Source organism: Arthrobacter sp. IK3, assembly GCF_051337705.1.
GTDB classification, from domain to species: Bacteria; Actinomycetota; Actinomycetes; order Actinomycetales; family Micrococcaceae; genus Arthrobacter_B; species Arthrobacter_B koreensis.
This window is the reverse complement of the sequence record NZ_JBPPSW010000004.1, coordinates 189,664-213,072: the sequence shown is the minus strand read 5'-3', so window position 1 is coordinate 213,072 and position 23,409 is coordinate 189,664. Positions and strand designations below refer to the sequence as shown.

Annotated in this window: 8 protein-coding genes and 1 tRNA gene; 6 read left to right on the top strand and 3 right to left on the bottom strand. The window is 62.3% G+C overall.

The genetic code is table 11. The features are described 5' to 3' along the window. The first annotated feature begins 33 nt into the window (after positions 1-33). The 4 genes from ACSLGO_RS07350 to ACSLGO_RS07335 all read left to right on the top strand — a co-directional run bounded on the left by ACSLGO_RS07350 (position 34) and on the right by ACSLGO_RS07335 (position 5,114). Positions 34-2,148, top strand: coding sequence for a prolyl oligopeptidase family serine peptidase (locus ACSLGO_RS07350; protein WP_436400767.1), 2,115 nt, complete (start codon positions 34-36; stop codon positions 2,146-2,148). 72 nt (positions 2,149-2,220) lie between these two features. After that, positions 2,221-2,311: transfer RNA gene (locus tag ACSLGO_RS07345), tRNA-Ser, on the top strand. Positions 2,312-2,628: 317 nt separating this feature from the next. Then, a complete protein-coding gene (mgtE, locus tag ACSLGO_RS07340) occupies positions 2,629-3,987 on the top strand; it encodes a magnesium transporter (protein WP_436400766.1) in 1,359 nt (452 codons plus the stop codon). A gap of 107 nt (positions 3,988-4,094) precedes the next feature. After that, positions 4,095-5,114, top strand: coding sequence for an aldo/keto reductase (locus ACSLGO_RS07335; RefSeq protein ID WP_263128185.1), 1,020 nt, complete (start codon positions 4,095-4,097; stop codon positions 5,112-5,114). On the opposite strand, the gene ACSLGO_RS07330 is transcribed toward ACSLGO_RS07335, so the two are convergent. Then, a complete protein-coding gene (locus ACSLGO_RS07330; protein ID WP_436400765.1) occupies positions 5,111-5,806 on the bottom strand; it encodes a hypothetical protein in 696 nt (231 codons plus the stop codon). The two genes, ACSLGO_RS07335 and ACSLGO_RS07330, sit on opposite strands and share 4 nt — an antisense overlap. A gap of 99 nt (positions 5,807-5,905) precedes the next feature. Here ACSLGO_RS07330 and ACSLGO_RS07325 point away from each other — a divergent pair, with 99 nt between their 5' ends. Next, complete coding sequence (locus ACSLGO_RS07325; protein WP_436400764.1) at positions 5,906-6,730, top strand: crotonase/enoyl-CoA hydratase family protein; 825 nt, start codon at positions 5,906-5,908, stop codon at positions 6,728-6,730. Positions 6,731-6,876: 146 nt separating this feature from the next. Continuing rightward, positions 6,877-7,548 carry a FadR/GntR family transcriptional regulator gene (locus ACSLGO_RS07320; RefSeq protein ID WP_325786691.1) on the top strand — a complete coding sequence of 224 codons (672 nt, stop codon included), beginning with the start codon at positions 6,877-6,879 and terminating at the stop codon, positions 7,546-7,548. Positions 7,549-7,618: 70 nt separating this feature from the next. Here the strand turns inward: ACSLGO_RS07320 and ACSLGO_RS07315 are convergent, their stop codons facing one another. Both ACSLGO_RS07315 and ACSLGO_RS07310 read right to left on the bottom strand, forming a co-directional pair. Beyond that, positions 7,619-8,068 (bottom strand): hypothetical protein, encoded by a 450-nt coding sequence (locus tag ACSLGO_RS07315; protein WP_325786692.1) that lies wholly within the window; start codon positions 8,066-8,068, stop codon positions 7,619-7,621. Further along, the gene (locus ACSLGO_RS07310; protein WP_436400763.1) at positions 8,065-23,298 is read right to left on the bottom strand and encodes an SdrD B-like domain-containing protein; all 15,234 of its coding nucleotides are present in this window, start codon (positions 23,296-23,298) and stop codon (positions 8,065-8,067) included. Before ACSLGO_RS07310 ends, ACSLGO_RS07315 begins: the two co-directional genes overlap by 4 nt. Positions 23,299-23,409: the final 111 nt, after the last annotated feature.

Here is a 23,409-nt window from a genome sequence, read left to right as displayed (position 1 = left end):
GGCCAATGTCTCCGGGCACCCTAGGATTGGCTCATGACTTCAGCGAGCGCAGAAATTCCGCAGGACACCGAGGACGAATTCCTATGGCTGGAAGACATCTACGGAGACAGGCAGCTGGACTGGGTCCGGGCGCAGAACGCCGAAACCGAGGCACTGCTCTCCGCCACCGGCTTTGAACAGACCGAAGAGCGGCTGCTCGAAGTCCTGGATTCAACGGACAGGATCCCCATGGTGGTCAAGCGCGGGGACTGGTACTACAACTTCTGGCGGGATGCGGAGCACCCCAAGGGCCTCTGGCGCCGCACCACGTGGCAGGGCTACACGGACTCCGCCACCGAGTGGGAAGTCCTGTTGGATGTTGACGCCCTGGCTGCTGCCGAAGGCACCGAGTGGGTCTGGGGCGGCGCCCGGTTCCTCCGGCCGGCGGACGGCACCTCCTACCGGCGCGCCCTGGTAATCCTCTCCCCCGACGGCGGGGATGCTGCCCGCTACCGGGAGTACGACGTCGAGGACCGCGCCTTTGTGCCCGGAGGTTTCGACCTGCCCGTCGCCAAGACCCAGGTCTCCTGGGCCGGGCCGGACACCCTGTACGTGGCCACGGACTTCGGGCCGGGGAGCATGACTACGTCTTCCTATCCCCGGACCGTCCGGACGCTGCACCGGGGGGAGGATCCGGACTCCGCCGAACTCTACTTCGAAGTCCCCGAGGACCACATGATGGGCTACGTCCACCATGACCAGACTCCGGGCTTCGAACGGGACGTTGCCGTGGACATCATCGACTTCTACGACAGCGTCACCCATCTGCGGCAGGACGCGGGATGGAGGCGGATCGAGGTGCCGCTGGACGTGAACGTGGATTTGCACCGGCAGTGGCTGGTGCTGCGCCCGCGCACCGACTGGCTGGTGGGCGGCACCCTGCACAAAGCCGGTTCGCTGCTGGCGGCAGAGCTGACCGCTTTCCTGGCCGGAGACCGGAACCTGCGCACCCTGTTCACCCCGGAACCGGCTGTTTCCCTGCAGTCCTGGAGCTGGACCCGGGACTATCTGCTGCTGAACCTGCTCCGTGACGTCTCCTCCGAGATCCAGGTGCTGGACCCTGCCGCGGACTGGCGTGCCACGGAGCTTGATGCCTGCCCGCCGCTGCACACCGTGGACGCGTACGCCGTGGACGATGAGGATGAAGCAGCCGGAAACGACTACTGGCTGGTGAGCACCGGTTTCACCACGCCGTCTACGCTTTCCCGCGGCACCCTTGGCAAACCGGGCAAAACTGCTGAACCGGTCAAAACCTCGCCGGCCTTCTTCGATGCCTCGAGCTGCACCGTGGAGCAGCACTTTGCAGTATCCGAGGACGGCACCCGCGTGCCGTATTTCCAGGTGGGGCACAAGGACATGGTGCTCGACGGCGGCAACCCCACGGTCCTGTCCGGTTACGGCGGGTTCGAGCAGGCCCTGACCCCTGCGTACTCCGGCGTGGTGGGGCGCGGCTGGCTGGAACGCAGCTTTACCGACGGCTCAGGGATTCTGCGGCGCGGGGTCTATGTACTGGCCAACATCCGCGGCGGCGGCGAGTATGGCCCGGACTGGCACCGCGCCGCACTCCAGCAGAACCGGCACCGGGCGTACGAGGATTTCGCCGCCGTTGCCCGCGACCTCACCGCTCGGGGTGTTACCTCACGGGAGCATCTGGGCTGCACCGGCCGCAGTAACGGCGGCCTGCTGGTCGGCAATATGCTCACCCTGTACCCGGAGCTCTTCGGCGCCGTGTCCTGCGGTGTCCCCCTGCTGGACATGCGCCGGTACACCAAGCTGTCCGCGGGCGCGTCCTGGATTGCCGAATACGGCGACCCGGATGATCCCAAACAGTGGGAGTTCATCAAGACCTTCTCCCCTTACCACCTGCTGCGCGAAGGCGTCCAGTACCCGCCGGCGCTCATCTGGACGGCCACGAGCGATGACCGCGTGGGGCCGGTGCAGGCACGGAAAATGGCAGCCCGGATGAAGGCGCTGGGAGTGGACCGGGTGTGGTTCCACGAGGCCCTGGAGGGCGGCCATGCCGGTGCCGCCGACAACCGCCAGTCAGCTCGCATGCACGCGATGTCCTATGAGTTCCTGTGGGAGGCGCTGACCGGCCGGTTGTCCTGAACCTGTTTTGCTGAAATCGCCCCGTTGTGGGTAGTCTTGACAGGCTGGCAGCGTGAGTTTGCCAGGGCAATTGGAGACGTGCCAGAGCGGCCGAATGGGCTTCACTGCTAATGAAGTGTGGGCCTAAAGCCCACCGGGGGTTCAAATCCCCCCGTCTCCGCCAGTGGAACACCCCGGTCTTCGGACCGGGGTGTTTTCTGTATCGGACCGCTCCCCCACGAGCTGCAGGAGGTGAACCGCACGCATGGATGACGGAAACAGTCGATCTACCGCGCCGCGCGGGCCTCGCCAGCGCATGAGGGAAGCCCTTCTCCCCAGCCTCTCCTAAGGCTGATTCCGGTCTGCGTCATCACGCAGCACCTGCTTTCCTGTGCCGGCCGCCCGTACGGCTGCGGTCTTCAACCGGCACCACCTCACCACTGATGCACACCCGCTGTTCTCCGCGGCCTTGCCTGTGTGCGCCCCGTAGGAAAGCGGATCATGATCAAGTCACCGAGCCTCTCCTTCGACACCACCGCTGCGTTACTGGCCCAGGCCCTCAGCAGCGGCAATCTGTCCCGCGTAGCCCGCGTCCTCCAGCCGCTGGACGTAGCGGAAACCCTGGAACAGCTTGAACGCCTAAGCACCATCGACCGGGCGGTGGCCTACCGCACCCTGCCCAAGGACCGGGCGCTGGACGTGTTCGAGCGTTTTGACGCACCGGTGCAGGCAGACCTCCTGACTGGACTGCAGGATGCCCAGGTGGCAGAAGTCTTCTCGGCGTTAAGTCCCGAAGACCGGGTGCCGCTGCTGGATGAACTGCCGGCGACCGTGGCCAGCCGCCTGGTTCAGGGACTGGGTGAAGAAGACCGGGCGCTCACCACCGCTGTGCTGGGCTATCCGCGCCGCGCGGTGGGCCGTTACATGAGCCCGCGGGTGGTTACCGCCCGTCCCGAAATGATGGCCTCCGAGGCACTGGACCGGGTACGGCAGCAACTGGACGAGGCGGAGAGCGTCTACGTTCTTGCCGTGACCGACTCCAGCCGCCATCTGCTCGGCGTCGTGCCGCTCCGGGATCTGCTCCGTGCCGGCGGCACGGAGCAGGTCGCGGACCTCATGAAGCCGCCGTCCTTCGTTCCTGCCACACTGAACGCGGAGGAAGCAGCCCGCTACTGCGCCGACGCCAAGGTCCTGGTGCTTCCCGTCGTCGACGCCGAAGGCCGGCTGGTGGGTGTGCTGACCGTGGACGATGCGCTGCGGATCCTCGAAAGCGCGGAAAACGAGGACTCGGCGCGCTCCGGCGGCTCCGAACCCCTGCGCCGGCCGTACCTCGCCACGCCGATACGGTCGATCGTCCGCGCCCGGGTCGTCTGGCTGCTGGTCCTGGCCCTCGGGGCCACCCTCACGGTCCAGGTCATGGATATCTTCGAGACGACCCTGGCCGAGCAGGTAGTGCTGTCCCTGTTCATCCCGCTGCTGATCGGCACGGGCGGGAACACCGGCAACCAGGCTGCAACCACCATCACCCGGGCGCTGGCGCTGGGCGACGTGCGCCCCCGCGACGTCGTCAAGGTGGTTGCCCGCGAGGTGAGGGTGGGCGCCCTGCTGGGCCTGCTGCTCGGCGGCTTGGGATTCGTCATCACGTCCGTGATCTTCACCGTGCCGCTCGGGACGGTGATCGGTTTGACGCTGCTGGGCGTGTGCACCATGGCTGCCGCTGCGGGCGGGCTCATGCCGATTCTCGGGAAGACCCTGAAGGTTGATCCGGCGGTGTTCTCCAACCCGTTTATTTCGACCTTCGTGGACGCTGCCGGCCTGATCATCTATTTCCTGATCGCGTCTGCCGTACTGGGGATCTAGCTCCTGCCATCGCTAATTGTTCCCGGGCCAGGCCCGGCCTGTTCCGCGCCGCCGAAAGCGGCATAGGCTGGAGCGCACCACCACGAACCGGCCGGAAGGAAATACCCATGGAGATGCGCCTGCTGGGCAACAGCGGAACAGCTGTCAGCAACTACGCCCTAGGCACCATGACATTCGGCAACGAGACCGATGAGAAGACCTCGCACCGGATGCTGGAGGATTACCTGGCAGGGGGCGGCAACTTCATCGACACCGCGGACATTTACAACGAGGGCGCCTCGGAGGAAATTGTCGGCAAATGGCTGCATTCGAACCAGGCTGCGCGCAACACCATGGTCCTGGCCACCAAGGCCCGCTTCCCTACCGGTGGCAACGTGAACGACGCCGGCAACTCCCGCCGCCATCTGCGCCGCGCCCTCGAAGCATCGCTGCGGCGGCTCGGAGTTGACCACATTGATCTGTACCAGCTGCACTCCTGGGACCCGCTGACGCCGCTGGAGGAGAGCCTGGGCTTCCTCCAGGACGCCGTGGCCTCCGGGCTGATCAGCTACTACGGTTTTTCCAACTTCACCGGATGGCAGCTCACCAAGGCAGTCTGGACGGCGAAGCTGCACAACTGGCAGCTTCCGGTCACCCTGCAGCCGCAGTACAACCTGCTGGAACGGGAAATCGAATCCGAGATTGTGCCGGCAGCGCTCGACGCCGGACTGGGCCTGCTCCCCTGGTCACCGCTGGCAGGCGGCTGGCTGACCGGCAAGTACCACCGCGAGACCGTGCCGTCAGGAAACACCCGGGTGGGAGAAAACCCCACGCGGCAATTCCAAGGCTGGGAACTGCGCAGCTCCAACCCGCAGACCTGGGACGTGCTGGATGCCGTGCACCAGATCGCTTCGGCCCACGGCGCGGCGCCTGCCCAGGTGTCCCTCGCCTGGCTGGCTGCGCGGCCGGGCGTCACGTCCGTGATCCTGGGTGCCCGGACGCCGGAGCAGCTGGAAGGGAACCTGCAGGCAGCACAGCTGGAACTTACCCCGGAGGAGATCCGGCGGCTGGATGATGCAAGCGCCCCGGCCGTGGGCAACTATCCGTACGGCCATGACGGACAGATTCAGCGCTCCCGGAAGCTCTAGAAGTCTTCCGGGCGCAGGTTCTGTGCCCAGCGGCTGATCTCGGCATCGTCGGGAGCCGCGGCTTGCTTGTCCTTCGCCTTTTCTGCCGGCTTGTCTTCCCCGGCCGTTCCGTTTCCGGAAGCGGCCGGGGAAGCGGCTGCGCTGCGGGCAGCGGCGTCGGAGGCAGCAGTATCGCGGGCAGCAGTGTCGGGCGCACCGGCGTCGGGGGCCGCGGCGTCGGGGGCTGCAGCTTCATGCCCTTCTTTAGCCTGGGCCTCCGCCGCTTCAGGCGCGGCCGGTTCCATCGGGTCGGAGGACGCAGAGGCGGCGGCGTCCGGGGCCGGGGGCTGCTCCGGCCGGGGTCGGGAGTAGGGAACCGGGTGGGAGGCCAGGGAGGCTACTGCTGCGCTGGCTGCGCGGAGGCCGCAGCCGGTGTTCTGGGCATAGATCTGGATGGCGCGGATCGGCTGGCCCTGGGCGATCGCAGCGTAGACCTGCTGGTGGCCCTTCTCATCCAGCTGTGCTGCGGCTTCACGCGCGGCCTCAAGCGACGTTCCGGCCGGGGTCCGGAGGGGCTTGGCCGAACTGCCTGCACCGGATTGCGCCGGTTTTTCGGCTGCCGGACGGCCCGCGCGGTTGCGCTGCGCGCGTCCGACGAGAAAGTTCACGAGCACGATCGCAGCGATGAACAGGACAATGACCACAAACTCCATACCTCGATCCTAGCTTTTTCCCCGCCGGGCTTCCTGTGCCGCCGGTATATTGGCGCGCAGCACACATCCGCTGCGTTATCCCTGCCCTGTTAGGACGCCATGAATTTCGAACCCAACTTGAGGTCCCTGCACGTGACACTGGATCGAGGCGTTGCAGAGGTGCGGCTGCTCGGTCCCTCCAAGGGCAACGCGATGGGCCCGGGCTTCTGGACTGAGTTGCCCCGGGTCTTCGCGGAACTGGACGCGGACGACGACGTCCGTGCCGTCCTCCTCTACGGCTCCGGGGAGAACTTCAGCTACGGGCTGGATCTTCCCGGCATGGAACCGGTGTTTCGTCCCCTGCTGCAGTCCCGCGGAACGGATGCGCGCCTGCGCTCGGAGTTCCGGCTACGGATCAAGGCGCTGCAGGACGCCGTGAGTTCCGTGGCACGATGCAGCAAGCCCGTTGTGGCGGCAGTGCAGGGGTGGTGCATCGGCGGTGGAGTCGACGTGATCACAGCGGCAGACGTGCGGATCGCAGCGCCGGGAGCCAGGTTCAGCATCCGGGAGGTCCGCGTCGGCATTGTCGCGGACCTTGGCTCCCTGCAGCGGCTTCCGGGGATTATCGGTGCCGGCGCCACCCGGCAGCTGGCCCTCACCGGGGAGGACTTCGACGCCGCCCGTGCCCGCGAACTGGGGCTGGTCACGGAACTGGCTGACGACGTCGTCGGGCGCGGCCGTGAGCTGTGCGCCCAGATCGCTGCGAACCCGCCGCTGGTGGTCCAGGGCGTGAAGCAAGTGCTGAACCAGGGCAGCGAACCGGCGGCGCAGGCCGGGCTGGACTACGTGCAGGTGTGGAACACGGCGTTCCTTCCCAGCCGGGACTTCGCCGAGGCCAGTACGGCGTTCGCCGAGCGCCGCCCCGCGGTCTTCACCGGGGACTAGCTCCCCCACGACCCCCAGCCCACCCAGTAACAAACCCATCGAGATGACAGAAACTGCCCGTATCAGGCCTGTAACGAGCAGTTTCTGCTATCTCGGTGGTGGGGAGGGCGGGAAAGACGGTGAGCTGCCAGAACTAGACTTGGGGCATGGCAGTAACGGACGAGGCGATCACCAAAATCAAGGCAATGCTCATCAGTGGTGAGCTGAAGGCCGGTGACCGGGTTCCGCCTGAAAAGGAACTCAGTGAACGCCTCGGACTTTCCCGCAGTTCGCTGCGTGAAGCGGTCAAGGCGCTGGAACTGGCCCGGGTGCTGGACGTGCGCCGCGGCGACGGAACCTACGTCACCAGCCTCGAACCGGCCATCCTGATGGAAACCATGTCCTTTGTGGTGGACCTGCACCAGGAAAGGGCCGCCGCTGAACTTCTGGAAGTCCGGCGCATTCTGGAACCGGGATCAGCCTCCCTGGCGGCGCGGCGCATCACGGAACACCAGCTTGCCGAATTGAACGCACTGATTAACACAGTTCAGGAAGACATATCCGTCAAAGGACTGGTGGCCCATGATTTGGCGTTCCACAGCCTGATCGCCCGGGCTTCCGGAAATTCCTACCTCGAGAGTTTCTTGGACGGACTCTCCAGCAGCACTGTACGCGCCCGCGTATGGAGAGGGCTCACCCACGATAACGCGGTCACCGCTACCCTCGCCGAGCACGCCGCTATTGCCGCCGCTATCGCTGCCGGGGACCCAGACCTGGCCCGCGCGCTAATGACAGTGCACGTCAGCGGAGTGGAGAACTGGCTTCGGCAGTCCCTCTGATCCGCGGCTGGCATCCTCATGACAAGTAAAGAGCCCCGCCGGGTTAACCGGCGGGGCTCTTCTTTTCAAGCTACCGCTCGATGCCGTCGATAATCACGTGGATGGACCTATCCGGGAGTTCCAGGATCTGCTCACCCGGTGTGAAGGTATCGAGGCTTTGCAGCTGGTCCCGCAGCTGCTGCGTGGTCTCGGGATCGGCGGTAACCACCTCTACCTCTTCGATGTCGGTGTTCACCGGCAGATAGATGTAGACCTCTCCGGCTTCCTCCTTGATCTCAACGTTCGAGATGTAGTTCTCGCCCGCGATCTCGTAGGTTTGAGTACCGTCCCCGACACTGAGCCCCGCCCAGACCGCCCCGCCGACGCCCAGGACCAGCACCCCGATGAGGGATCCGCGGAGCCGTACCCGGGCCGAAGCATGAGACCGGCCGGCCGCCCGGCGGCCCCGCCGGGTCCGGGTGGTTTCGCCCGTGGCCCCAGCGGCGGCTACCGCCGTGGGTTCTTCGTGCGCAGTCTTCATACTCGCTCCTCATGCATCTGTTCTTCTGCCTTCTTGCGGCGACGGGCTGCTGCAAGAAGCAGGATGCCAAGGCCACCGGCGCCCAATCCGCCCAGAAGGAGCAGGGCGAAGCCGTTGCCTCCGGTAAACGGCAGTCCACCCTCGACCAGAACCATCACGAACGGGAAATCCAGATCCAGATCGTCGGTGAGCGAGGTGACCACGATGCTGCCGTCCTCGTCGACCTCCGTGATGACTGCTTCCAAGGTTGTCGCCTCGTGGTCGAACTGCAGGGTGGTAACACTGCCAGCGGTGCTGAGGCGGTAGCCGCCAGGCACCACCATCGTGGTGCGGTACTGGCGCGGCTTCATGTAGCGGACGTGATCCTCGTCGTAGTGAGTCGGGCGCACCTCGAACGCATAGGAGCCGAGCCCATCGGTGACCTTGACCGAGTCGCCGTTCAGGTCCTCGGCAATAATCCACTTGCCGTCGACCTTCTCCCAGAGGGTGACCTCGCGGTCAGCCATGCGGTCTTCGTTGCCGTTGTACTTGCCGTCCTCGTTGACATCCACCCACGCGACGCCGCCGATGGTGACCGAGTCCGCGTAAGGGGTGACACCGATATCCATCTGGAGATCGTCTCGCATCGTCGTCGGAAGTGAGACGCCGTTCACATGATCGATGATCGAGAACACGTTCGTCACACCGGTCAGCCGGGAACCGTACTCGGTCGCCGGGGTGATGATGTCGCTATCCACGAGACGGTCATCGCCCGCGTTCAACGGTGACCACTTCTGCCAGCCGTCGCGCTCTGCAGTAACCCGGTACTCGCGGGGCTGCATGAAGTTCGCGGCCTCCTCATCCTCGTAGTGCAGCGGGCTGACAGCAAAGCGGTACTCGCCGTTCCCGCCGGACACCGTGGAGGCCGCCATGCCGGCATTCGCGTCACCGATCTTGGTCCAGGTGCCGCCGATGAACTCCCAGAGAACGACCTTCTCGCCCTGGATCGGCTCTTCTCCCTCGTCCTGGATGCCGTTTGCATTGGCATCCTCCCAGAAGCGGCCGCCGATGACGGTGTTCGGCTCCAGCAGGCCCAAATCGACGTCTTCCCGGTCAACAGCCTCACGGGTGTCGATCGGTTGCAGCTGCCCGTCGACCAGGTTGCCCAGGATGTAGGTGTCAGACACGGTGGTGTAGGTACCTTGGCGGCTGATCTCCACAAAGTCGTTGTCGACCTCGTCGTCATCACCCATGTTGCGCTCGGTGATCGTGAGCCACAGCGGGATCTCGGTCACCACAACGCGGTACTGGAACGGAGTCCAGCCCACCTCATCGAGGATCGCCAGACCTTCGAAACGGTAGCTGTTGACGGCCTCCTGCGACGCGACGTCGGCCCAGTTCCCACCGTCGATGCTGCGCTGCAGGGTAACGGTGTAGCGCTTTGCGCCCAGCGGATCGCCGGTCTTGAGGCCGTCGCGCTCCTTGTCGATAAAGGTCTCACCTGCGATAACGCCGGTGTCGTGAGCCATCAGGCCCAGGTCTACGGTGACGTTGTCGACGGCGCGGAGGAACAGACCGTCCTGCATGGTGAGTGAGATGAGGTGATCCCCCACAGCGCCCTCGTGCATTTTGCCGTTCATGAAGAAGTCCGAGTCATCCTCACGATGGTCCCCAGCAAGCATCGGAGCGAAAGTGAAGCCTTCAATCGGACGTTCGATAACGACTTGATAGCCGTAAGAGGTGCCGTTCTCAGAGGTGCCCTTGAACGCGGGGACATCCGTGAAGTAGTAGAGACCGTCAGTCTGAGAGGTGGTAGTCATGACGAAGCCGTCATTGATCACCCACTCGCCGTCGACGAGCTCGTACTGCTCGAGCTTCAGCTCCTGCCCCTCGATACCGGGTTCGCCGGCTTCCTGGATGCCGTTGCGGTTCTTGTCGTCCCATACGAGGTTTCCGATAACACCGGTGTTCTTGTAGTCATAGAGGCCCGCGTTCACAGCCTGGCGGTCAGCGAACTTGGTCTCGTAGAGGTTCTTCAGATCGAAACTGAAAACGTTCGTGCGAATGACCAGGTCATTCCCGGCCGCACGGACGGACACATCATTGTCATCAACACGGGTGAACGGGTTCTCCGCGTGCGTGATGGGCGTGACGGGCAGTTTCTTGTCGTAGGTGCCATCGGGGTGAACAACCTCGACGTAGAACTGGCCGGGGCGTGCGAGGACGGGGAAGGTGTACTGGCCCTTGTCACCCGAGACAGTAGTCATCTCGTCGCCGTTTTCGTCGAGCACCGTCTCGCCCTTGGCGTTCTTCAGGGTGACCTTGAAGTTCGGCAGGCGATCCTCGCCGGACTGCATCACACCGTCACGGTTCTTGTCGTTCCACACAGTTCCACCGAAGTCGAACAAGTGGCCAACACCGAGGTCGAAGCCCATACGGGTGTCGTCCGCAGTCTCCTGTGTGACCGTACGTACGTCGGTCACTGCAACGAGTGCAGACACATCGTGCGCAACCTGCACGTCTGCAGCCTCACCCGGGAGGAACGTGGTCACGTCCGCACCGGAGATCATCTTCTGCGTGGTCACCGAGTAGCCGTCGTACGCCTTCGGCATTTCGAACATCACGCGGTACTTACCGGGGGTGATGTTGGAGAACACGTAGTAACCGTTCCAGCCGTTGATGTCGGTACGGGTGGTGGTCACCACCGGGCCGTCAGATTCCATCTTCTGGCCGATCTCGTCAACGAAGACCTCACCGGTTGCATCGTCAATGACGAGCCACTGGTTGCCGACCTTCTTGATCGGGTTACCGAGGTAGTCCACGTTGTAGCCGTTCGGACTCAGGAGGGTGACTTTGACCTGGTTAATGCCAGCATCGTCGATGTCGCCGTCGAAGTCGATATCCTTGGCAGGCTTCAGCAGTTCGCGGCCGTTCACATCGGTGATGATCTCGCCCTCGTTCTGCTCGGCGTCGAAGTTGGCGTCGTGCCAGACGTAGTTGCCGATCGAGACCTTGTCCGCCTTCTCGGTCACGAAGGTGCCGGCATTGTTCGATTCCTGGGGCTTGAAGTTCTCCTTGAGCTGCGTCGCAGCGAACGAGTTCCACTGCGCCACGTCATCAGGCTTGGCGTCGGTGTCCCAGGCCTCCAGGAAGGCGGGTGCGTTCAGCGGCGTGCTCATGCCGTACGACAGGGTGAGCTTGCTCTGACCGGGCAGAGTCTCGCCTGCGTTGTTGAACAGCATCAGCAGCGACTGGGCCTTAACCAACAGCGACGGGTCTGCAGCAACAGCAGCCTTGAAGTCAGCCAGCGAGACAAAGTGCTTGTCGCGCTCGGCCGAGGCAGCTCCGCCCACACCCATCGAGTCGTAGAACTCCTGGGTGCTGACCACACTTGCCGGCAGCAGCTCAGCCTCAACGACCTTGCCGCCCTGCTTGGTGAACGGCCCCACGTACATCGTGTAGTCACGTGCACCGTAGGTCTTGTTCAGACCACCTTCTGCGGTCAGCTTGAAGCTGTCCAGGTTCAGGATCGACGAGCCGTGCGAGTTGCGCGCCACACTCTCGTTCATCACAGCGTGGTCGCCGTCGTAGGGCAGCACGTCATAGATGATCGGGAACGGGTACGGGGTCTCGCCCTTCTCCTTCGTGTTATCGATCGTCAGGGTGTAGCTGAAGTCCCCGCCTTCACGAACAGGCGTGATCCGCGGGTGTGCGGTTCCGGCACGGTTCAGGTCAGAGTAGGCGACCTTCCGCTTGCCGAAGTTGTCGTACACCTCGTACTCGAAGAGGTTTCGGTCGGTGAAGACCAGGCGGTCGTTCCGCAGGTTGTTGTCATCGAGGTCGTTGCGGTCAGTCTCGTAACCGAGCGTGTTCGAACCGTTCCAATCCGAGTTGAGCGGCTGCACGAGGCCGGTGTTGTTGGTCGTGTAGACGCGCGACTTGGTGTCCTCGCTCGTCGCGCCCGGGGTGTAGGTATCGATGAGGCCGATGAAGTCGATCACGATCTTGTCACCGGGCAGCAACTGGCCCTCGAACCAGATGGTCACCACGTTGCGGTCCATGCCGTCCCACTCACCGGCATGGATACGCGTGTGAGTAAGGTTCGATTCGGATTGCTTGACGGTGCCGTCTGCGGCGACGATCTTCCAGGTCCACTTGAATGCATCAGACTCACGGTTTGCCGTGGCGTTCTTCTGCAGCGGGCCCTTGGAGCGGTGAGCGTCATTCAGCGGGCTCGTTTCGTCCACCTCGTCGGCGGGCACGTAGACCCAATCGTCTTCACCGCGAACGGTCATCACGCCAGGCAGCTCAAACGTTACCTTGGGGTCGATGAGCATGTCCTCGGAGTAGGTGATCGACTCTTCCTCGTTCCACATGGTGTCGTCCGCGTTCACGACCTCACCGCGGAACTTCAGGTGGGAAGACGACGACGGGTTGATGGCCATGTTGTCCGACCATCCCCAGCGCTGATCTTCAGGCTTGGCTCCGTCGTAGCGGTAGTAGAGAGCGTCGTGGAAGACGTTCACTACCGGGCGAGCGGGCGTGAGGTAGGAGCGGTTCTGGTCATCATCCAGTTTCGCCATTGCGTCTGCGACGTAGTTACCCCACAGCTCAACGGTGTCGTAGATGAACATCGTCTGCTTCTCATCCGAGGATGCACGCATGTTGATCTTGATCGCAGCGTCGGTGACGCCGGCGCCGAAGATGGTGACACCCTTGTTCTCGGGGTCAGTCTCCGTGACGGCCTGGTTGCCGGCCTTGCCCGCGTCGGCATCAACAGCCAGGCGGGTACCCGTGGGCACGAGGTAGTCATCGTCGATCGAGCGAACTACTACACGAACCTGACGGAGGTCGCGAACGAGATCCGGGTCCACTGAGATGATCTGGTTCTCGTAGATGCTCTGCTTGCCGAGCGAGACCCACTCATCGGTTGCGTAGCCGGTTGCAGGGTCAACGTGTGAGACGAAGACCTCGGACTCGAACACCTGGTCAATGGTCTTACCGTTGCCCTGGATGTGGGCAACGACATCAGCGGGGATCTCCCACTTACCGCTGGACACAGACAGCACTGCAGCGTCGATCTTGTACTTCGTTGCAGGGTGGTTCGGATCATTGGATTCCGGCGTCGGCAGGTTGCTGTCGATGGCCATCTCCCGCAGGCCCGAGCCGGTGTTCTTGGCGTGGGTCACCAGGTACTCGATCGTGTCCGACGCGTTGAAGTACGGGTCACCGATGGAGCCGTTGGTGTATTCCATACGCGGACGTGTGGTGTTGACGCGCACCTCACCCTTGGGCTTTGCAATCTCGAAGGACGCATCATTCTGGGCCAGGAAGCTACCCACCTTGCCGCTACCGTCAATGTCGCCGGTGGCTAACGTTTCCGTCAGGAGCTTCGCGTAACGGACGGGCTCAAGCGGCTGCACGACGAAGTCGTCCTTACTTGCGCCCTCGGGCAGAAGGGTCAGATCGTCCGAGATGAGCGAGATGTAGGTGTCGACCTTGAAGTCCTCGGCCGTCCACTTACCGCCTTCGGTCTCGTCCTCACGGAAGCCGTCAACCAGCTTGTACTCCTGCAGCAGAGTGAAGCGCTGATCCGACTCGAGGCGCCCCGCAGCGGTTTCGGCGTCGGGCGCCGGCGGCGTCACGATCCAGCGAACCACCTGGCGCGCAGACCAACCCTTAATGCGCTCGTCCTCGGTCACTGCCTTCACGGTGTAGCCGGCAGCTTCGAACGCCTTGCGGTCCATGATCGTGTTACCGACCTTGATACGCACATCCCCGGTCTTCTCCGCGAACGATGACACATAGGAAGTGAAGATGAAGCGCGAGTTGTGCACGGTGCCGGTGCTCAGCATCCGGCTGTAGTCGCTGCCTGCACTGTCCGGCTTGTTGTACGCCTCGGTCGATACCCAGAACTTCGCCGCGGCACCCAGCAGGGTGACCTCGTTCGATGCTGCGTCGGCGTAGGGGCCGATCTTGGTCTCGTTCACCACGGACGGGAAACGCATCACGATACGCGTTCCACCGTAGGCGCCGTAGTTGGTTGCCGACTCCTGAACCGTCTCGGGGAGCAGGGTCAAGCCTGCTACCTTCCACGAACCACTGACATGCAGGGGCACCTCGGTGTCCCGCTTGTAGGTCTTCGTCTCCGAGATCAGCGATTCGGTGATGTGGTTCACGCCGTTGGTGCCGATGCTATCCAGGCGGCGGGCGTCAGCGCTCGGGGTCTGCACGTACGAACCGGTCTTGTACATCCCCGAGACGATCGGCTCGAAGACGTCGGCCTCCGAGTTGGCGAAGGTCATAATCTCCTGGAACTTCGTCTCGTCGGACAAGGACTCGTCCGTGCCGTAAGGAGGCATGTCGATCACCGTGGCGCGGGGTGACACAGTCAGGGACTGGCCGTACTTGATGCTGTGCAGGATCTGCTGGGCCTCGGGCGTATCCTTCGCAGTGAAGTGCAGCACGAAGCGTTCGCCCTGCTCGCTCTTGACGCGCTCGACACGCAGGTTCAGGTGCTCGGCCACATCGACCACAGGCGTCGTGCTGTTGTAAGCCACGTCGCTGATGTGAGCGGTGAACGCCACATTCTGCTGGTTCTCCACCTTGCCCGTGTAGCGAGCAATGGTGCCGTCCTCGAGGATCGGGACGATACCGAACGGCATCGACACGGTCACGGTCGGCTCAAACCACGAACCACGGGCACCGCCCTTGGTCTGGGGTTGATGAGTCAGCTCGTCGAGGCGGTTGCCCGAAGTGCCGTGGTAGTCCTTTTGAGTCTCAATCTGCTGGTTCTCCACGGTTGCGTGGATGGTCAGCTTCTCGTGGAGCTCAGTCGTGAAGTCCTGCACCGTCGAGTGGTATCCCGTGAGGTAGCTGTCCTTCGAGATGTCGTTCCACACGCGCAGCGCCGGCTTGCGCATGACCATCTGGTCACCCGTCACCAGCGCCGGCTTCTTGTCGGTCACAGTGGCGGTCGCCTGTGCATTCAGGCCGCGGATGTACATGCCGTGAGGCTCGAACGAAGAGTAACTCGTATACCCGCTGGTACCCCAGTGATACCAGCTGAGGTCCGCCAGGTCGATGCCGGGCTTGATGCCGTCGTTCGGCCAGGTGTTCGGGTTGTAGGAGTTCGGGTCCTTGTGCAGGGCACCGTACTCCTTGGTGTAGAGCGCGAGGTACTCTTCGGCCGCGATGGTGCTCACGGTCAGCTGGTCGAACCAGTAGCGCTGCGAGCCGTTGACGACGAGAGCCTGCTCGTCGACACGAACCTTCACATCGACGTACTGGTACTTCGCCTTTTCGGTCGTGGCCGCGGCGTTGAACATGCCGTTCAGCACGCCTGCAACCTTGATGCGGAGCACGTAGGGCACCTCGTTCTCAATGGTGGTGCCATCTGCGTCGAGGTTCTTGAAGGTGCCGGCTTCCTGGTTCTGGCGCGGAGCACGGTAGCCCTTGTCGTCCTCGGGCGTCTGCAGGACATCATAGGTATGGGCAATCGTGTTGCCGAAGCCGTCGAATGCGGTGATCCCGATGAGGTTGCCATCGTCATCGAATGGATTGAACCCGACCGGCAGGATCTCGGTGTACTCGATGCCGCTTTCGACCGCGCGGTCACCCAGGTTCGCTGCGTGCAGACGGGCGGTGACGATCTCGTCCAGCTCAACTGCGTAGCTGTAGTTGTCAGCGGTGTACTCCGTCACGCTCACCGGCGCCCGAAGGTCCCCGTCGTGCTCGATGAAGTTCGCGTCTGAGACACCCGATGCCGTCGTGCGCTGCACCCTGGGAAGCAGTTCGCTGGCGCCGTAGAGCCATGCACGCTTCAGCTGCAGGTTGTCGTGTGACCACAGGATGCGCTCCTCATGCGTGACGGCACCATCATTCACACGGGCCGGCTGCAGGTACGCAGAGATGTCACTCTGCTCGCCGCTGCCAATACCTTCGTACAGCTTGTTCCCAGACTCCTCCCGCAGGTACACCCGGTCAGCGACCTGGCTGTCCGCCGATGCATCGTAGTAGGTGTCATGGGTGTCCGACCGGCCGTCCTGAACACGGCGCTCCCGAGAGTCGCCCGAGACCCAGGAGCTGGACTGTGCCAGGAACTCGGCAGGAGTCTGCTCGAAGCTGCGCGTACCGCTGAAGCCGGCGTCGTGCAGCAGGGCAGCCATGTCCATGTCGTACGTGTGGGCGTTCCGTGAGATGGGGTCTTCGTTGCCGTACCAGCCGAGGAACGGTGCGAACACCGGACGTCCGTCTTCGTAGGTCGCGAACGGCAGCTTCTCCTCGCGGATCTTCGCGTCGTACATGACCTCGATGCGCTCACCGCGGCCGAGATTGCGGGCGAACTCGTAGGTGAACAGCTGGAACTTCACGTCAGCGGCCGGGTTTGCGCCCTGGTTGGTGGGCTCGGTCCCCGAGATCTTGCCAGAGCGGTCCACCTGGACACTACCCGCAAGCGGAATATCCGTGAACTTCTGGTTTCCGCCCACGTCCTTACCCGAGATCGACTTCACAGTGACGCTCGGGAGATCGTAGTCAACGACCTCGTTGCCGTCGATGTCGTAATGCTTGATCACGAGTTTGCCGGCAGCCACAGCTGCAGCCACATCGAGCTCACCATCAGTGACGAACTTGTCGAGCGAGTTGATGATGTACTCAGGCACCTTGTCGTAGATGACCGGGTCAATAACTGGAGCCTTGCCGAGACCGGTGTTGGTCGAGGCGGGGGTGTTCTCGTTACGCGCGGTCAGCTTCAGGAACACATCATCACCGGCGAGGTAGTTGACCTTACCCGCCTTGGCGTTGTCGTACGGTGCGCCGGCCTCCGGCTTCGTGTCGAACGACTGCAGGTTGAACTCAACCTGGGGCAGACCCTTCCAGATGACGGCTGAGTCAGTATCGGCAGCCTTGTACAGTGCCACTGCGGGGTTTCCGTCAGTAGCGCCGTCGTGGTGCGTCAAGCCGATCTCTACACTTGAAGTGATGGTCGAGCTCTTGGTTGACCCCCCGCCGGAGTTCTGCCACCAACCAGTGCCGAGGATCTCGAACGACGGAACGGTGAAGTCCTTACGGTCTTTGTCTTCGCCGACGTAAGCGGGCACGATGCCGTAATCAACGCGGATGCTGTTGATGTCCTTCAGCTCGTGCTTGTCAGCATCGAACTCCACGTATTCGCCGCCGACGAGAACCGTCAGCTTGGGTGCGGGGAAGCCATCCGCGTGGGCCGGCTTCGGCAGTTCAGTGAGCTCGAACCCGCGGGCACGGGTATCGAAGGTCACGTCAACAACCATGTGGGTGTTGTGATGACGGATCTGGTTGCTCATCTTGTCGACGGTGATCGTCATCGGAGTCCCCGAAAGGCTCTCCGCGTCGAAGTTCGTTTCGATCTCGATGGTGGTCGGGTTCGCGTACGTGTACGTCGCAGCCAGACCAACGCTGTGCTCACCAAAACCGTCCTGGTTGTAGTCAGCCTCGCTTCCGGAGGACTCGCTCACACCGTTGCCGGAGACAGCGGAGTGGTTGAAGTTCTCCAGATGGTGCTGCATGCCAGGGGTGGCGTAGGCGCGGATGGTGACCGACTTGTTCTGTGTTGCCGCGAGGTCATCGCTGTAGTCGTTGATCGCCTCGTACTCAACGAACACCCACACCGACTCTTGCTTGGGCAGAGTCAGGTTGAACTGAACTGAACGGGATTTCTTCTGGTCGTTGGTGTCCAGGAAGGTGAAGTTGCTGTCCTTGAGGTCGTAGCTGGTGCGGCCCAGCGCGGCAATCGCGTCATGCAGACCCTGTGCCGAGTCCTTGGTGACAACCTCGATACCGGTGATCTTCATGTCCTGGGGCGCGGTGAAGTGTGCCGAGGGATCGAACATCGCATTGCGGTTCTCAGCATCGGTTGCAGCCGAGTTGCGGATCTCGTAGAGCACCTTGGCGGTGTCCTGTACAACCATGTCCGTAGTTGCGACCTGCTCCCTGGTGTCAGCGTCGTAGGGGAAACCACCCTTTGCCAGAGTGAGGTCCTCGTTCAGCTGTGCGCCGCGGAACTGCATGTCCACCGTGCGGTGGTGGACCGTGGGGGCGTTGCTGATCGAACCCTTGCTGAGGTCAGGGTGGTTACCGGCGTTGCCGCTGGTGGCAGCATTCGCCCACAGGCCCTGCGGGGTAACGAAACCCGTACCGTGAACCGAGAACGAACCGGTGCGGTGCGTCCCGGCGGTGACACGTTCGCCGTCGCCGCGACCTGCGGGCTTGGAGTCCCAATCCTTGCGCTCACCCGTCCAGCCGTCGATCGCCTCGTCAACCCAGTCACCGGTAATGGTGATGTAGTCGCCGTCGATCATGCGTTTGGGCAGAACCTTCTCGGTCTCAAGATCCTGGGCGAGCGAGCCCCACATGCGGACACCGGGCTTGGCGGCGGCGAAGTCAACACTCACCTTGGTGATGCGTCGAACGTCGAGCTTGGACTCCCCGCCGGCGTCCACCTTGAGCGTGGTCGCCTCCAGGATGTCGGCGTCGAACAGTGCGTCCACGTCGAGGACGTAATCGGTGCCGTCGCGCTTGAACTCGACGAGATCGAGAACAACGTCGCCGCCGGGCTGGCTGACAGTGACCTTCTTGGCCTCCCAGTCACCACCCTTGAAGATGGCCGCGGGGATGCGGATTTCCTGTGCACGGTAGGCGCTGTCCAGGTTCACGTCCATGGTGAACGCGGTAATGTCAGCTTCCGAGTTGTTCGTCATACCTGCGTACAGGGTCGAGGTGTTCGGGGTGATGCCGTCGATGCCGTAGTCATACAGCGAGAGCTTGTCGAACTCGAGGTCCATGGCTGCGCCGAGCTTCGGCGTGTAACCGGCGAGTACACCGGTACTGCTGCTCACGAGCTTGCGCTCACTGTCGTTTGGCTCACGGAACAGCTCGGTCTTACCGGTCAGGTCCTTGTTGCCGTTGACGATGCCGCCGACGCGCACGTCGATCTCGTTCAGGTTCGCGCCTAGCGTGTCCTTCTGGACACCCTGCAGTTCAGTGGTGTTGTCACCGAAGCCGTCGATCTCCTCGAAGCTTGCCTCGAAGTCGGTCGGGTACACGCCTTCGCCGAGTGAGACCTCATAGAGGCCGGCGCTGACCTTGTGGAAGCCAACAGGTTTTTCGCTGTTGTATTTCACCACGAACGAACCGTGTGCGATGAATTCAGCACGCTCCGCCTCGTCCAGCACGATGTTCACCTTGGTGCCGCCCGCGGTGTTGATCATTAGTCCGGTGAGGTACTTCAGGGTGCTGGTGTTCTCGAACGTGATGTGCGTCGGATCCAGGTTGAAGTCAGCGTCCTTGTCAGGGGTCGCCGGGTAGGTGAACTTGTACGCCAGCTTGTCGTGGAACGTGGCCAGACCTTGGTTGTAGTAGCTCATCATCCACTCGTCCGATTCAGTGTGGACCGGGACGTTGATGTCTGCGCCGTGCGGCCAGTGCCAGCCGCCGTAGTACTGGTTCGCCACGTTCCATACGCTTGCAAGGTAATTGCCCTCGGTGCCCATCGTGACCACCTTGCGCTGCAGCGAAACTGCATCCTGCGCACCGGTCTCGGCCTGTGCGAATGGGTAGTGCACCAGCGAGTACACCGGGGTTGGGATGTGGCCGCGCTTGATCGGGTACTTCTTGCCGAAGGTGTCTTCCACCATCGCGGTGGTTGCTTTCTTGCCCTCTTCCGAGGTCTCGAAGAAGCGGCCCATGTACTCGATCACGCGGCTGGTGGTACCCGAGAGCGCCGGGACGGAAGCCAGGTCCTTGCGCTCGAGCTTCAGCGACACTGAGACACGGCTGACCGGCTGGTCAGGAACCACATTGTCCGCGAACGGATCCTTGTAGTACGGGTGGTTCGCCTCTTCAGTCGAAGTCTTGGTTTCGAACAGTGCGGCGCCGTCATTCTTCGGGTCGGCAGTGTTGATGCGCCAGTATTTGACTCCCTCAGTGGTGTTCTCCACCCAGTCCGATGCGGGAACGGTCTTCCACAGCTGCTCTTCACCATCCACCATGCGGAAGATCTGCACGTCCTGGATGTAGGGCTTCAGGTCTTCGCGGATCTTGACGTAGTAGGTGTCGAACTGCTCGTGAGGCAGGTTCACGTCCATGACCGTCGTCTGGTCATTGTTGTTGGTGAGACCGCCGGGACGGTACATCGAGGCAGCGAAGCCACCCAGGGTCTTGTAACCCTGGTCCAGCGTGTAGTCGGTCATCGTGCAGTTGTAGTAGCCACACGAGCGTTGGCGGTCGACCCACTGGTCGTAGGTGCTGCCTGCGCCTGCGGACTGGGTGACCTGGTTCACGCCTTCGATCTCAACCGTGGTGCGGGTCTCTGCAACCTCGATACGGTGCGTCGCGGAAGCAGTCTTGCTCTCCACGTACGGGTCCTGCGGGGTGCCCTCGAACTTGGCCAGCAGTCGCTGGCTCGCACCCATGTCCAGCTCGGAGTCATAGTCGATCGTCACAACGGGGATTGCTGCGCCGATGTTCAGGTTCTTACCCGAGATCACGATCTTCGCGATGTTGTCGAGCGTGATGTCCTTGTAGTCGACCTCAGGAGTGGTGAACTTCTGCTCGTTGCCCTCATCGTCCACGAATGTGATGGCGATGTCGGTGCCGGCTGCCAGGAACTCCTCGCTCAGCTTGAGCTTGTTGTCGATCAGGATGCCGCTGGAGTCCGTAGGCTCAGCGGGCATCTTTGAGGGTTCTGCTTCGGTGATCGTGTAGGTGAACTCAGGTGCGTTAACACCGCCGGTGCTGAGGCGGTACTCAGCGCTCACGGGAACCTCGTACGGAATGTACGTGGGGTCGTTCGTGCGGCGGTCACCGTAGATACCGACGATCGAAGTGCTCGGGTTCAGGTCAGCAGGAAGCTGGATGCGGATGTGACCTGTCGAAGTAGATGTGTTGGTCTTGTTGAACGGTTCCGGCTGGTAGGTCTCTGTCTTCACGGAAACGGTGTGCGAGGTCTTCAGGCCTGCAGACACCTTGCCGACCACATCAATAAAGTTCCGTGCACCGTTGGTGTTGAACTCACCCGTCTCAATGACGATCCTGGCGAAACCTTCGGGGAGGGCAACTTCAATCGCAAGCGCGGGATCCTTGCCCTCCAAGTCAACCGGGATCTCCGTGCCGTCCAGGGTAACGATCTTGATTCGCACGTCTTGTGCGCTCGAGAAGAGTTCAGGCTTGATGACGAGTTTGGCGTCCTTGATGGCTTCCAGACTGGTGGTGTTCACCGTAATGGTGGTCTCGGAGGTCTCGGCCTCGTTGTTGTTCGTGCCGAAATTGAAGCCTAGGGTGGCTTCCTTGTCCCACGCCACCGTCTGCGGGTAGGTGCTGCTGGTGTTGCCGTTGCCGTTGATGGTGACGCCAGTGCTCGGGATGACTTCGGTGGGGAGGATGACGCGGAACGAGGCGTCACGCTTGACCATGTGGGGAACCTCCGCATAGGTGGTTTCCTGCGTGTAGTCCTCGTTGTTCGCGTACTTCTCAAGGTAGGTGGTCACCGCGGGGAAGGTCATCGTCTTGACCTCCATTGCTGTGCCGTGCATCTGAATCGCGAAGGGGACTCCCTGGCCGGGGTTGATGCGGCCGGCGAAGTTCTCGAAGTGGAACTTTTTGTCCCAGTTCTTTCCCTGCAGCTCAGAGACGTCAAAGACGGCCTTCATCTTGCCCGGGGTATCAGGGTCAGCGACAGCGTTGACCTTGAGCTCGCGAGTGACGCTGACCAGTTCTTTCCGGTCGTTCTCATAGCTGTACTCGTAGCGGAGCAGAGCGTTCTCGAACCCCTCGGCATCTGCCTCGTCAAAGATGTACACGACCTCGTTAACGTCAAAGTTCTCGGCCGAGGTGTATTCGATCGAGGGGTTCCAAACCGGGGCATTGCTGGTGTTCTTGAAGTCGGCAAGCTCGGTGTAGGTGTCCGTCCCGTAGACGGCTTCAGCCTTCTCCGGCTTGTGGGTGAAGTCGAACCCATAGGAGGGGTTCAGCACCTCACGCGCAGCGGTTTTGGTCTTGGTCCAGTTGCTGCTCTCCCCCAGGACGATGTTCGTGATCGCGTCAACGTAGAAGTTTGTCGGGATGTTGGGGAAACCCTGGCGGCTCATGGGAAGCGACACCATGTAGATGCGCTCGGCGCCCGGCTTGACCTGCTGGCGGTTCTCACCGTTCTGGCGGTCCAGGGTGATCATGCCGGCACCGGTGTAGATGTAGGGCAGCGGTTCACCGAGACCGGTCGCCCCGTCCCAGGTGGGGCCGTAAATGTCGGTGATGTCGTAGATGAGCACACCGCCCTTACCGGGGACACCAATGAACTCGCCTTCGGTGTAGTCCGCGTCATTGTTGAAGGTGGGTTCTCCACCGGGGGTGTACGACCAGCGGTTGATATCGGCAGGGATGATGCCGTTGATGTTGTCGGTCGTATCGATGTCGAAGTTGACCGAGTACGCCTCAATGTTCGAGGCAGGGTTCGTAGAGGTGTTCTGCAGCTTGTAGATGTAATCGAAGTACTGGAAGCGATCCCACATAGGCACAGAGGTCGATCCGCCGTTCGCCGTAAAAGCGGTGAATTGCGGCTCCCACTGAAGGTCAGTAGCGATGACCTGGACGTGGGAATCAACGTCGTCGCGGCCAAGAGCCTCCCAACCCTCGCCTTCACCGTTGTACTGCTCGTAGGTCACGTAACCGTGGACGTCGAACGTGGTTCCCTCAGGGACGCCGCCGAACGGACCGTCAGTACCGTCGTTGTAGGTGCTGAGGAACAGGTCGAATGCAGGGTTCACGCCAGCTTCAAGATCGCCTATGTATTCAAGAACGATTTTGCCGCCCTGGGAGACAGTTCCATTTGGAGTAGCCCAGCCGCCGCCGGCGCTGACGCGACCCTGGAGACCCATAGCCGTGGGCGCTGCATCGCGGTCCACGATTCTCCAACCACCGTTACCGTCGGGCTCCAAGGAAGGCATGAACAGAGTCACGGTAACCTTGTTGGCCGCACCGGTCGAGTAACTGGGCACGAGTCGGTAGTTCAGCCGCGCTTCCTGCGCGGAGGTCATAATTACCGATTTGGAGGTGAGGAGGCCAGGGCTGCCCTCCACCACGGTTCCGTTGAGGGTTATCGACGGCGTCGCCCCAGTGTTTGCAGCCGCCAGGTCACTTGTGGTGACCACGTCTGTCGCTGCAATGGTCATGGCGAGCAAACCCGCCATCATTCCAGTGAGGATCCGTGTGAGCTTCACGAATGGCCTTCCCATAAGCTGCACATGACGAAATGTGCCCAAATAACTGATGGCCCAAATCTATCGCCCTTAGGTAAGAATATGCTGATTTATGAGTAAAAAACGCGAAGT

What these genes read in the sequence shown, in the direction of transcription:
- ACSLGO_RS07350 (WP_436400767.1), top strand. Translation starts at nt 34, where the DNA reads ATGACTTCAGCGAGCGCAGAAATTCCGCAGGACACCGAGGACGAATTC.
- mgtE (WP_436400766.1), top strand. Translation starts at nt 2,629, where the DNA reads ATGATCAAGTCACCGAGCCTCTCCTTCGACACCACCGCTGCGTTACTG.
- ACSLGO_RS07335 (WP_263128185.1), top strand. Translation starts at nt 4,095, where the DNA reads ATGGAGATGCGCCTGCTGGGCAACAGCGGAACAGCTGTCAGCAACTAC.
- ACSLGO_RS07330 (WP_436400765.1), bottom strand. Translation starts at nt 5,806, where the DNA reads ATGGAGTTTGTGGTCATTGTCCTGTTCATCGCTGCGATCGTGCTCGTG.
- ACSLGO_RS07325 (WP_436400764.1), top strand. Translation starts at nt 5,906, where the DNA reads ATGAATTTCGAACCCAACTTGAGGTCCCTGCACGTGACACTGGATCGA.
- ACSLGO_RS07320 (WP_325786691.1), top strand. Translation starts at nt 6,877, where the DNA reads ATGGCAGTAACGGACGAGGCGATCACCAAAATCAAGGCAATGCTCATC.
- ACSLGO_RS07315 (WP_325786692.1), bottom strand. Translation starts at nt 8,068, where the DNA reads ATGAAGACTGCGCACGAAGAACCCACGGCGGTAGCCGCCGCTGGGGCC.